At 71.7% G+C, this 11,071-nt stretch carries 10 protein-coding genes and 1 pseudogene; 2 read left to right on the top strand and 9 right to left on the bottom strand.

Features of this window, described 5'->3' with window-relative positions; translation table 11 throughout:
* From J0670_RS17060 to J0670_RS17050, 3 genes and pseudogenes are all read right to left on the bottom strand, one after another.
* Positions 1 to 1,421 (bottom strand): amino acid permease (locus J0670_RS17060; protein ID WP_207812456.1); only part of this gene is annotated, 1,421 nt, incomplete at its 3' end.
* A pseudogene (locus J0670_RS17055) lies at positions 1,418 to 1,882 on the bottom strand (FadR/GntR family transcriptional regulator); the annotation flags it as partial. The pseudogene J0670_RS17055 and the gene J0670_RS17060, both read right to left, overlap by 4 nt.
* Positions 1,883 to 1,896: 14 nt before the next feature.
* Complete coding sequence (locus J0670_RS17050; protein ID WP_207812455.1) at positions 1,897 to 2,691, bottom strand: gamma-glutamyl-gamma-aminobutyrate hydrolase family protein; 795 nt, start codon at positions 2,689 to 2,691, stop codon at positions 1,897 to 1,899.
* 266 nt (positions 2,692 to 2,957) lie between these two features.
* On the opposite strand from J0670_RS17050, the gene J0670_RS17045 reads away from it, so the two are divergent.
* Positions 2,958 to 3,866: a LysR family transcriptional regulator gene (locus J0670_RS17045; protein ID WP_207812454.1), complete on the top strand. Its 909-nt coding sequence runs from the start codon at positions 2,958 to 2,960 to the stop codon at positions 3,864 to 3,866.
* 408 nt (positions 3,867 to 4,274) lie between these two features.
* Here J0670_RS17045 and J0670_RS17040 read toward each other — a convergent pair whose 3' ends face one another.
* The 5 genes from J0670_RS17040 to J0670_RS17020 form a co-directional block, all read right to left on the bottom strand.
* Complete coding sequence (locus tag J0670_RS17040; RefSeq protein WP_207812453.1) at positions 4,275 to 5,270, bottom strand: 2-hydroxyacid dehydrogenase; 996 nt, start codon at positions 5,268 to 5,270, stop codon at positions 4,275 to 4,277.
* A 138-nt stretch (positions 5,271 to 5,408) separates the two neighbouring features.
* The gene (locus J0670_RS17035) at positions 5,409 to 6,434 is read right to left on the bottom strand and encodes a 6-phosphofructokinase (protein WP_207812452.1); all 1,026 of its coding nucleotides are present in this window, start codon (positions 6,432 to 6,434) and stop codon (positions 5,409 to 5,411) included.
* A gap of 353 nt (positions 6,435 to 6,787) precedes the next feature.
* Complete coding sequence (locus J0670_RS17030) at positions 6,788 to 7,516, bottom strand: type 1 glutamine amidotransferase (protein WP_207812451.1); 729 nt, start codon at positions 7,514 to 7,516, stop codon at positions 6,788 to 6,790.
* A gap of 46 nt (positions 7,517 to 7,562) precedes the next feature.
* The gene (locus J0670_RS17025) at positions 7,563 to 8,825 is read right to left on the bottom strand and encodes a MurT ligase domain-containing protein (RefSeq protein ID WP_207812450.1); all 1,263 of its coding nucleotides are present in this window, start codon (positions 8,823 to 8,825) and stop codon (positions 7,563 to 7,565) included.
* Between the two features lie 261 nt (positions 8,826 to 9,086).
* Positions 9,087 to 9,809 (bottom strand): GNAT family N-acetyltransferase, encoded by a 723-nt coding sequence (locus tag J0670_RS17020; RefSeq protein ID WP_207812449.1) that lies wholly within the window; start codon positions 9,807 to 9,809, stop codon positions 9,087 to 9,089.
* 237 nt (positions 9,810 to 10,046) lie between these two features.
* Here J0670_RS17020 and J0670_RS17015 point away from each other — a divergent pair, with 237 nt between their 5' ends.
* Positions 10,047 to 10,289, top strand: a complete 243-nt coding sequence (locus J0670_RS17015) for a hypothetical protein (protein ID WP_207812448.1) — start codon at positions 10,047 to 10,049, stop codon at positions 10,287 to 10,289.
* Positions 10,290 to 10,408: 119 nt separating this feature from the next.
* Here J0670_RS17015 and J0670_RS39250 read toward each other — a convergent pair whose 3' ends face one another.
* A complete protein-coding gene (locus tag J0670_RS39250) occupies positions 10,409 to 11,002 on the bottom strand; it encodes a TetR family transcriptional regulator (RefSeq protein ID WP_243437123.1) in 594 nt (197 codons plus the stop codon).
* Positions 11,003 to 11,071 lie beyond the last annotated feature (69 nt).

Raw genomic sequence — 11,071 nt, 5'->3', positions numbered from 1 at the left:
GCGGTGCGCGCGATGCGCCCGCGGATCGCGTACCAGCTGGCGACGAGTGCCGCAGCGATGAGCGGTACGCACAGCACGGTGGTGCGTCCGGCGCCGCCGTCGGCGTACATGAGGACCAGGACGGCAGCGAGGAAGGCCAGCGTCACGAGTTCGGTCCAGGGCGAGCCGGGCAGGCGGTAGCCGGGGCGGGTCAGTTCGCCGGCCGTGGTCTTCCGCCAGAACAGGAGGTGGCAGACCATGATCATGCCCCAGGTGGCGATGATGCCGATGGCCGCGAGGTTGAGCACGATCTCGAACGCGTCGGCGGGGACCACGAAGTTGAGGCCGACACCGAGGACGCACATGCCGCTGGTGAGCAGGATGCCGCCGTAGGGCACCTGGGTGCGACTCATCCGTGCGGTGAAACGCGGGGCCGATCCGTTGACGGCCATGGAGCGCAGGATGCGGCCGGTGGAGTAGAGGCCGGAGTTGAGCGAGGACATCGCCGCGGTGAGGACGACCAGGTTCATCACACTGCCCGCCGCCGGGACACCGATGTGGGAGAGCACCGTCACGAAGGGACTCTGGCCGGAGGTGTACTTGTTCCACGGCAGCAGCATCGAGAGCAGGACGACCGAGCCGACGTAGAACAGGCCCACGCGCCACATGATCGAGTTGATCGCCTTCGGCATGATCTTCTCGGGGTTCTCGGTCTCCCCGGCCGTCACGCCGACCAGTTCGACGGAGGCGTAGGCGAAGACGACGCCCTGGATGATCAGCAGCATCGGCAGCAGGCCGTTGGGGAAGATGCCGCCGTTATCGGTGATCAGGGACGGACCGGGTACGGCGCCGTCGACAGGGTGTCGGGTGACGAGCAGGAAGATCCCGATGCCCATGAAGACGACCAGGGCGCTGACCTTGACGATGGCGAACCAGAACTCCAGTTCGCCGAAGATCCGCACCGAGATGAGGTTCACGGTGAGGACCACGGCCAGGGCTATGAGCGCGATCACCCATTGCGGGACGTCGGAGAACAGGTGCCAGTAGTGGGTGTACGTGGCGACGGCGGTGATGTCGGCGATGCCGGTGGTCGCCCAGTTGAGGAAGTACATCCAGCCTGCGGTGTACGCGCCCCTCTCCCCCAGGAACTCCCGGGCGTAGGACACGAAGGCGCCGGAGGACGGGCGGTACAGGACCAGCTCGCCGAGCGCTCGCACAACGAGGAACGCGAAGACGCCGCAGATGGCGTACGCGACGAACAGGGAGGGCCCGGCATCGGCGAGCCGTCCGCCCGCGCCGAGGAACAGCCCGGTGCCGATGGCACCGCCGATGGCGATCATGTTGACGTGCCGGGCTTTCAGGGACTTGCTGTAGCCGGTGTCGCCGGCGTCGACGTGACGGGTCGTGGGGCGCTTCTCGTCTTTGAGGAAATGCTCGCTCACGCCTCGGCTCTGCCTTCTCTTGAGGTGTCCGCGCGCTGGGGGCGCACGATGTCGGTGAGGGGGGCCTCCACGCGGTGGAGGTGGTGGGACATCGCCTCGACGGCGTCGGGCTCGGAACCGTCGATCAGGGCCTCGACGATCGCCCGGTGCTCGCAGCCGGACTGCTCGCGCCGACCGCCGAGTTCGTTGAGGAGGGGCGACTGACGCGCCAGTGCGTCACGGATCTCCTCGATCACCCGGTGGAACACCGGGTTGCTGGAGGCCTCGGCCACCGCCAGGTGGAACACGGTGTCCAGGGCGACCCACGCGGTGGTGTCGGTCTCCCGCTCCATCCGGTCGAGCAGGTGGGCCAGGTGGTCCAGGTCCTCCGGGGTCCGGCGCAGCGCCGCGTGTCCGGCGACCGGGATCTCGACCTGCCGGCGCACTTCCAGGAGGTCGCCGGCCGCGTAGTCGCCGGGATCGGAGCACAGCGGTGTCAAGACACCGGGGTCGACGGAGTGACCTCCGGTGTACCCCGCCGGATGCGCACCTTGCTCTCGCTCTCGGCGATGCGACCCGGAGCGGGGTTCGGAGCCCACCTGGCGGCGGCCACCAGGGCGTGCACCACGGCCGAATCGAAAGCCACTTCGGGGTGCCACTGCACGCCGACCGCGAAGCGGTGCCGGGTGCTCTCGACCGCCTCGATGGTGCCGTCCGCCGTGCGGGCGCCCACGATCAAGCCGGCCCCGAGGGAGTCCACCGCCTGATGATGGTGCGTGGCGACCTGGCGGGTCCCCGGAAGGAGTGCGCCGATCCGCGTCCCCGGCACCGTGGTGACGGCATGGGGGGAGAAGTGGCCGCCGTGCAGGTTGTGCCCGTGGTGACCCACCGTTTCGGGGAGGTGCTGGATCAGGGTTCCGCCTGCGTGCACGTTCATCAACTGCATTCCCCGGCACACTCCGAGCACTGGTACGTCACGCGCGAGAGCCTCGGTCAGCACGGCCCACTCCCACTGGTCGCGCTCGCGGACCGGCGGTCCCGTGCACGGATGCGGCCGCGCCCCGTACAGCGCGGGATCCACGTCCTCGCCGCTGGTCAGGATGATCGCGTCCAGGCGCGCGACGACATCGGCCGCGGCTTCCGGCGCGTCCGGCGGCAGCAGGACCACGCGGCCGCCCGCCGCCTGGAGACAGCTGATGTACGCCGCGGGCAGCAGCGCGGCGGGCAGCTCCCACTCCCCCCACTGAGCGTCGGCGAGGTAGGTGGTCAGTCCGATGAGTGGCTTGGGCATACCACTTCCTTTCAGGGGCGGGAGTCGATCGTCGACGGCCGTCTCCTCCGTAGCCCACCCGCCCGACGGACGCGGGGTCAGGAGGGCTACGGAAGAGGGGGTGCACGGCCCTGCGGGCGCACGAACGCGCCCGACGAGGGAGGTGGTGGGTCGCGGACCCGGGGGTGGAGGCTTGCGCATCCGGGCCGCGAGCAAGAATCCTGCTGCCGTTCATGCTTAAGCACAAGAAAAGACATCTTCGCGACAGATAAGTGAGCCTTAACTCCGTGCAGAAACTCGACCCCCGGTTGCTCGCCACTCTTCAGGCCGTGGTCCGCCACCGCTCCTTCACCGCCGCCGCACGCGAGCTGGGCTACAGCGCGCCCGCCGTCTCGCAACAGATCGCCGAACTCGAACGCCGCGCCGGCCTCATCCTGATCGAGCGCCGCCCCGTACGCGCCACCCCGGCCGGCATGGTCCTCCTCGACGCCGAACAGCGCGTCCGAAGCGCACTGGCGGCGGCGTCCGTGGAACTCGACGCCATGCGTGCGGGCACTGCCGGACGGATCAGGCTCGGCGCCTTCGCCTCCGCCGCCGCCGGCATCGTCCCGCAGGCGCTGGCAGAGCTTCACACGACCTATCCGGATGTGCAGGTCAGCCTCTCCCAAGTGGAGCCCGAAGCCGGCTACGGCCGGCTCAAACGGGGAGACATGGACCTGGCCCTCAGTTACGACTATGACTTCATCCCGATGCCACCGCCCCGGGGGCTGCGCCGAACGCTGGTCGCACGGGACCCGGTCGTGGCGGTGGTTCCGGCCGACCACCACCTCGCCCACCGGGACGTCATCGACCTGGCCGGCCTCGCGGCCGAGACCTGGATAGCGGCTCCGGAGGCCGCGTTGCGCCTGGAACTGCTCGCTCAGATGGCCAAGACACCGGGCTTCCAGGCCCGCCTGGAATACGACGGCGACGACTTCAACACCGTGCTCGGCTTCGTGTCCGCAGGCCTGTGCGTCGCCGTCATGCCGCAGCTGGCCCTCCCCCCGGGTAGCACCCAGGTCGTGGCGCGCCCCCTCGCCGACCCGGAGCTGACGCGCTTCATCTACACGGTCCGCATCGACACCCGGCACGCCCCGCGCGCCCTCCTGGCCCTGGAACGGATGCTCGCCGCGCAGGCGCTGACCGCCCTCTCATGAGGCGGGGCAATGCCTCGACGAGTTCGGACCCTGACGTCGCCGGCCCGCTTGCGGGCCGGCCCTCCGGGCAGCCTCTCACCCCTCCGGTCGGACACTCCGGTCGGAGGTGAGCCGCTCCCGCCACTCGGCCACGGCGACGGGGGACATCGCCGCGGGCGATGGGTTCCTGACCTTCCTGGTTGCTTCGTGGTCTCAATGTCCCATGATGATCGGGTCCGCCGACTCCAGGGGCTGGCGGAGGACAGTCGGCAGTTCGTCGAGGCCGGTCTGGTGCAGCTTGGGTACGACTGGACCTCGTTCAAGAGTCCGTGGTGGTCGTTTCTTCGACAGTGCGGATTTGGACGAACGCTCTCGGACTGACGGTGCCTCACGGCCCGTGGGCGTCGGGGCGGTCCGGCTTCCTGGGGGTCAGGTCTTGGGGACGAGGGTGTTCTCGTTGGTGCGGCCGGCGGCGAAGTCGTCGATGTTGCGGGCGGTGGCGTCGATGATCTGGCCGACGGCGGTGTGGGTGAAGTAGGCCTGGTGGCTGGTGACGAGGACCTGGGGGAAGGTGACGAGGCGGGCGAGGGTGTCGTCGGTGATGCCGTGGATGGAGCGGTCGGTGAAGAAGACGCCGGTCTCCTCCTCGTAGACGTCGAGGCCGACGCCGGAGAGGCGGCCGGTGCGGAGGGTCTCGACCAGGGCGGCGCTGTCGATGAGGCCGCCGCGGCTGGAGTTGATGAGGATGGCGTCGTCCTTCATCCGGGCCAGGGCGGCGGTGTCGATGAGGTGGTGGGTGGCCGGCACCAGGGGGACGTGGAGGCTGATCAGGTCGGCGCGGGAGAGGAGTTCGGGCAGTTCGGTGTAGTGCATGCCGAGTTCCGCGCACGCCGGGTTGGGGGCGATGTCCCAGCCGAGCAGGGTGGTGCCGAAGCCGGCCGCGATCCGCGCGAAGCACTCGCCGATCTTGCCGGTGCCGATGACGCCGACGGTCATGCCGTGGATGTCCCGGCCGAGCAGCCCGTCGAGTCGGAAGTCGAACTCGCGGGAGCGGTTGGTGGCGCGGGTCAGACGGCGGTTGACGGCCAGCGCCAGAGCCCAGGCGTGTTCAGCAACTGAGTAGGGGCTGTACTGGGAGACCCGGGCGACGGTGAGGCCGAGGTCGGCGGCGGTGTCGAGGTCGATGTTGTTGAAGCCGGTGGAGCGCTGGGCGATCAGCTTCGTGCCGCCGGCGGCGAGGACGGCGAGCGTCTCGGCGTCCAGGACGGCGTTGACGCTGCTGCTGACGGCCGGGTAACCGGCGGCCAGCGGGGCGGTGTCACGGTTGAGGAACACGTCCAGGCAGCGCAGCGCGTGGCGGCCGGCGAAGGCATGCTCCAGCAGCGGCCGTTCGTCGGCCTGCACCCCGTACGCGAGGATCTCCATCGGCTGTCCTTCCTCCAGTGCGCCTTCCCGGCCGGTGCGTCTTCGGCCACGCTAGCCGGGCGGCCCCCGGAACGCCCACCCGGGCGTACGGGAGCCCCCGGTCGGACGGACCGGGGGCTCCGCGGTGGGGCGGGGCGGTCAGATGACCGTCTCGGCCTCCAGGTAGCGCTCCTGCGGGACGGTCTTCAGCTCGGCGACGGCCTCGGCCAGCGGGACGAGGTTGATGTCGGTGCCCTGCAGCGCGGTGATGTGCCCGAAGGCGCCCTTGTGGACGGCCTCCACGGCGTGCCAGCCGAAGCGGGTGGCGAGCACCCGGTCGTAGGCGGTCGGGGTGCCGCCGCGCTGGGTGTGGCCGAGGATCACCGGACGGGCCTCCTTGCCGAGGCGGTGCTCCAGCTCGCGGGAGAGCTGGGTGGCGATGCCGGTGAAGCGCTCGTGGCCGTAGATGTCCTTGGTGCCCTCCTCCCAGTGCATGGTGCCGGGCTCGGGCTTGGCGCCCTCGGCGCAGACCACGATGGCGAACTTCTTCTGGCGGTCGAAGCGCTCGCGGACCACGGCGGTGAGCTTGTCGATGTGGAACGGGCGCTCCGGGACGACGATGGCGTGCGCGCCGGCCGCCATGCCTGCGTTCAGCGCGATCCAGCCGGTGTGCCGGCCCATGACCTCGACGACCATGACCCGCTGGTGGGACTCGGCGGTGGTCTTCAGTCGGTCCAGGGCCTCGGTGGCGACCGAGACGGCGGTGTCGAAGCCGAAGGTCACGTCGGTGGCGGCGATGTCGTTGTCGATGGTCTTCGGCACGCCGACGATCGGCAGGCCCGCGTCGCTCATCAGCTTGGCGGCCTTCAGGGTGCCCTCGCCGCCGATCGGGATGACCGCGTCCAGGCCGAGGTCGGAGCAGTACTTCTTGGCCCGCTCGACCCCGTCGCGCAGGTGGCTCGGCTGGACGCGGGACGAACCGAGGATGGTGCCGCCCTGGGCCAGGATGCCGCTCACCGAGTCCAGGGTCAGGGGGCGGTGGTGGCCCTCCAGGAAACCGCGCCATCCGTCCTCGAACCCGATGATCTCGTCGCCGTGGTCGACCACCCCCCGGTGGACCACGGATCGGATCACCGCGTTCAGGCCGGGGCAGTCACCGCCGCTGGTCAGCACTCCAATACGCATGAACTTTGCAACTCCCGAGCAGAACCGAGGAACGGCCGGACTACAGGCTGGGACGACGAGCCGACACCGTGGCGGAGCGCTCCCGCACCGGGAGGGCGGGGGAGGCGACCGTGGGTGACGGAACCGGCCGAATCCGGACGGAACGTCCGGAACCGGCCGTGAAGTCGAGCATACGGCCCCTGGTCCGGCCGGGCAGGAGCCGACGCGGGAGCGGCGCCGTCGGCGCCCCCGCGTGGAAGTGCAGCCTGCTGCCGAGGAGGGTGTGCAGCCGGCAGCCCCATTGTGGTACGTCCGGGGCCGTCCGCGGGCCGGGTGACCGCATGGCGGTCACCCGGCGGGGCGGATCCGGGGGACTACGCGGGGCGCGTCGTGGCGGCGATGCGCTCGGCGCGCAGCGCGTCGTACCAGGTGGTGTCGGCCGGCGGCAGGGCGTTGACGTCCAGCGCCAGCTTGATCAGCATGTCGGCCACGGCGGGGTTGCGCGCCAGCACCGGGCCGTGCAGGTAGGTGCCGAAGACGGTGTCCCGCCAGGCGCCCTCGGTGCCGTCGCCGGTGCCGTTGCCCCGGCCGACGGTGACGTTCGCGAACGGCTTGACGCCCTGGCCGAGGTGGGTGACGCCCTGGTGGTTCTCGAAGCCGGTCAGCGCCGGCAGGCCGAGCCGCGGGTCGACGTCGGCGAGCACGTCGCCCACGCAGCGGGCGCCCTCGCCGCGCGTGGTCCAGACGTCGAGCAGGCCGAGGCCCGGCTCGCGCTCGCCGAGGTCGTTGATGAACTCGTGGCCCATGATCTGGAAGCCCGCGCACACGCCGAAGATGATCGCGCCGTTCTCGGAGGCCCGGACCAGGCCGCTGTCGGCGCGCAGCCGCTCGGCGGCCAGTCGCTGCGGGCGGTCCTCGCCGCCGCCGATCAGGTAGATGTCCCCGCTGGTGGGGATCGCCTGGTCGGAGCGGACGTCGATCCGGGTCACGTTGAGATGGCGCTGGCGGGCCCGGCGCTCCACGACCAGGGCGTTGCCGCGGTCGCCGTAGGTGCTGAGCAGGTCCGGGTAGACCCAGACCACGCGCAGGCTGCTCTCACTCATCCTCGAAGGCCTTCCGTCACGAAAAGAGGGGCGTGCGGGCGCGGCATCAGCCGGCCACGACCTTCCGCAGCTGCTGGAAGGCGGTGTAGTTGGCGATGGCCTCGATCCGGCCGGGCGGGGCCATCCGGACGGCCTGCTCCAGGGTGTCCACCACGTGGAACTGGAGCCCGGCGACCTCCAGGCGGACGGCCAGGTCCAGCTTGCGCTGGCCCATCACGAACACCGGGTGCCCGGCCAGGCGCTCGTAGTCGACGTCCCACAGCCAGGAGGTGTCGGTGCCGTCGGCGTCGAGGGCGTTGACGGAGAGGATCACCGGGGCCGGCGGGCCGTCGATCAGCGAGAAGGTCTCCAGCCAGCCGGCCGGGTTCTTGGCCAGCAGCAGCCGGATGTCCCGGCCCTGGTACTGGACCACGTCGTAGCGGCCGGCGACGGCCGTCACCGAGCGCATCCGCTCCAGCGCGACCTGCGGGGAGACGCCGAACACCGCGGCCACGGCGGCCGAGCTGGTGGCGTTGGCCAGGTTGGCCCGGCCGGGCAGCTGGAGCTGGATCGGCCAGGCGCCGCGCTGGGGGTCGATCACGTGGGTGCCCTGGAGCGCCCAGTGCGGGTTGGGGCGCCGGAAGCCGCACTCCTGGCAGAACCAGTCGTCGCCGGGGCGCTGCATCACGCCGCCGCAGGCGGGGCAGGACCAGGCGTCCTCCTTCCACGCCTGTCCGGCGGCCACCCAGACCACCTTCTTGCAGGAGGACGCGGCCCAGGTCACCAGCGGGTCATCGGCGTTGGCGATGACCACGGCCTCGGTGTTCTGCAGGCCCTCGCGCCACTTCTCCGCCATCATGCGGGTCTCGGCGGCGCGGTCGAGCTGGTCGCGGGAGAGGTTGAGCAGGGCGATCGCCTTGGGGCGAGTGTCGCGGGCGACCGTCGCCAGGTACTTCTCGTCGACCTCGATCACGCCGAAGCGGGCGTCGGTGCCACCGGCCAGGGCGGAGGTGATGCCGGCCGGCATGTTGGCGCCCAGCGCGTTGGAGACCACCGGGCCGGCGGCGCGCAGCGCCTCGGCGATCAGGCGGGTCGTGGTGGTCTTGCCGTTGGTCGCGCTGACCAGCACCACGTCGAGGTGGTCGGCGAGGGTGGCGAGCAGATCGGGGTCGAGCCTGAGGGCGACCTTGCCGCCGATCACCGAGCCGCTTCCGCGTCCGGCCTTGCGCGACACGGCGGCGGCTACCCGGCCGGCCGTGACCGCGATCTTGGCGCGGGCCGGCAGCGAGGCGTCGCGTGCGCCTGTGGGCTCCGATTCGGTGCCTGCCATGCTCAGTGGTTCCTCCTTGCTGCGGCACCACCCGGTGGCCGGATAACGGGCCGTCGGGCGGCGGGGACGGGGTCAGCCTACCGACTCCGTCGCCCGTCCGGACGATCCGGACCCCGTGCCGCCTGCTGCGACGCGGTCGCCGGGGCCGCTGAAAGTCCGTCAAGGAGGGCGGTGTACGGAGGGACCGCTCACCGACTCAGGACGCTCGGCGGTGGTCGTCGGGTTCCCGGAGTGCTCCGTGAGGATGTGGTGAAGAGCTGATCAGCGGCCCGGAGCGGGCGCGGAGGCGGGTGCGGGCCCCCCGGTGAGCGTGGCGGTGATCACCAGGGTGCCGTCCTCGGCCTGGACGTCCAGGGGCGCGGCCAGCCCGCGCATCGCGGCGATCATCCCGGCGTTGCCGGCGTGGGTCACCGCGTACACCGTGCCGATCCCGGCCGTCCGGGCCGCCGCCGTCAGCCGCTCCAGCAGGGCCAGGCCCAGGCCGCGCCGCTGCCAGGCGTCCTCGACCAGCACGGCCAGCTCGGCCTCGCCGTCGTCCCACATCAGGTGCCCCAGGGCGAGGATCCGGCCGTCGGGGGCGGCCACCGCGAGGCTGTGGCCGTGCCGGGGGTCGAGCAGGTGGTCCAGGTAGCGGTCGGCGTCGCGGACCGGCCCGTGGTAGCGCAGCCGCAGCGCCCCGGGGGAGCAGCGGCCGTGCATCGCCAGCGCCTCCGCCTTGTCGGCCGGTCCGGCGGGGCGCAGCAGCAGCTCGGTCCCGTCCGGCAGGGACAGCCGGGACACCGCCCCGGCGGCGTGGGCGTCCGGGCCGATGGGTCCGGCGGGTGCGGGGCGGACCGCCGACGGGTGCGGGCGGGCGAGGCGGTACGGGCCGTCGGTGAGCGCGGGCAGCCGGGTGGCCTGGCCGTCGGGCGCCGCGCACCTGCGATCGGACCTGCGGAAGGGCCGGTGCCAGAGCCGTTCCGGGCGAGTGCGTGATGCCGTCATGCCGCCGACGCTACCGACGGCTCGCTTCCGGCCGGTTACGTGATCGTGAACGGGCGAATGCCCCGGGTGGCGGGGCCTGTGGTCGGAACAGGTCCAGACCGGTTGATGCGGACACGTTCACGGATGGCCCAGGCTCCGTGATCGCGCCGGCTCGTTCGGGTAGGGATGGCTCGGCTTCGCGCCGGTCCCGTTTCCTCCCGACTCCTCCCGTTTCCTCCCGTCTGAAAGGGGCTCCCCATGTCCAGGACGAACTCCGCGCTGGCGACCGCCTGCTGCGCCCTGCTGCTCGCCGCACCGCTCGCCCTCGCCCAGTCGGCCGCCGCCGACAGCATCAGCAGCACCAGCAACACCGGCACCAACGGTCCCACCACCCCGCAGGAGGCCGCCGCCTGCAAGGCCGTGACCAGCGCCCTGCTCGGGGGCTTCGGCAGCATGCTGGGCAGCGCCGTGTGCGTCGTCCAGCCGCCGAGAAACGGCTGAGCCCCGGTCCTCGTCGAACCGGCGGCGGGTGCGTCCTCAGGCCCCCGCCGCCGTCGAGGTCAAGGCCGGGGACCGACCGATCGGTGGAGCCGCGCCGTCATCCTCCGGTCCCGGCGGTTTCAGGCGATCCGGGTCGGGGCGTCCTCGACGGTGTGGCCGGTGGTGGTGAGCAGGGCGGTGAGGGCGGCGGCGACCAGGTAGGGGGCGCGCCAGCCGAGGTGTTCGCCCAGGACGGCGCCGAAGGTGCGGGCGAGCAGGATGCCGCCGATGAGTCCGCCTTGCAGGAGGCCGATGGCGCTGCCCTGGCGGGTGCGGGCGGCGTCGTCGCTTCCGGCGGCGCGCAGCTTGTCCTCGTAGTGGCGGGTGCGGTCCGCCTCGCCCGGGACGGGCTGGTCGCCGAGTTCGAGGGCCTCCCACATCAGCAGGCGCAGTGCCTCGGGGTGGGCGCGGTGGTAGTCGAAGAGGCGTTCGGCGTAGGCGGGCAGGTCGTCGTCGCCGGGCGGGACGGCCTGGGCGAGGTCGGCCAGCAGGTGTTCGAGGACGGCGGCGAACAGCCTGGCCTTGTCGCCGAAGTAGTCGTAGATCGCCCGCTTGTTGGCCTGGGCCTGGGCGGCGATGCGGTCCACCCGGGCGCCCGCGACGCCGTGCGCGGCGAATTCGGCCGCCGCCGCCGCGAGGATGCGTTCCCTGGTTGCGCTCGAGTCGTACGCCATGGCGCCGATCCTAGCGAACACTCCTAACGAACCGGTTCGTTTGACGGGCGGGCAGCGGTCTGCCAGGCT

The organism is Streptomyces sp. FH025 (assembly GCF_017427025.1).
In the GTDB taxonomy this organism is placed as follows: Bacteria; Actinomycetota; Actinomycetes; order Streptomycetales; family Streptomycetaceae; genus Kitasatospora.
Note: the sequence above shows the minus strand (reverse complement) of the source record. Positions and strands in the feature narration are given on the sequence as shown.

Bases quoted from the DNA above. Each gene is read 5' to 3' on its own strand.
- J0670_RS39250 (WP_243437123.1), bottom strand. From the start codon at position 11,002: ATGGCGTACGACTCGAGCGCAACCAGGGAACGCATCCTCGCGGCGGCG.
- J0670_RS17050 (WP_207812455.1), bottom strand. From the start codon at position 2,691: ATGCCCAAGCCACTCATCGGACTGACCACCTACCTCGCCGACGCTCAG.
- J0670_RS17015 (WP_207812448.1), top strand. From the start codon at position 10,047: ATGTCCAGGACGAACTCCGCGCTGGCGACCGCCTGCTGCGCCCTGCTG.
- J0670_RS17035 (WP_207812452.1), bottom strand. From the start codon at position 6,434: ATGCGTATTGGAGTGCTGACCAGCGGCGGTGACTGCCCCGGCCTGAAC.
- J0670_RS17030 (WP_207812451.1), bottom strand. From the start codon at position 7,516: ATGAGTGAGAGCAGCCTGCGCGTGGTCTGGGTCTACCCGGACCTGCTC.
- J0670_RS17025 (WP_207812450.1), bottom strand. From the start codon at position 8,825: ATGGCAGGCACCGAATCGGAGCCCACAGGCGCACGCGACGCCTCGCTG.
- J0670_RS17040 (WP_207812453.1), bottom strand. From the start codon at position 5,270: ATGGAGATCCTCGCGTACGGGGTGCAGGCCGACGAACGGCCGCTGCTG.
- J0670_RS17020 (WP_207812449.1), bottom strand. From the start codon at position 9,809: ATGACGGCATCACGCACTCGCCCGGAACGGCTCTGGCACCGGCCCTTC.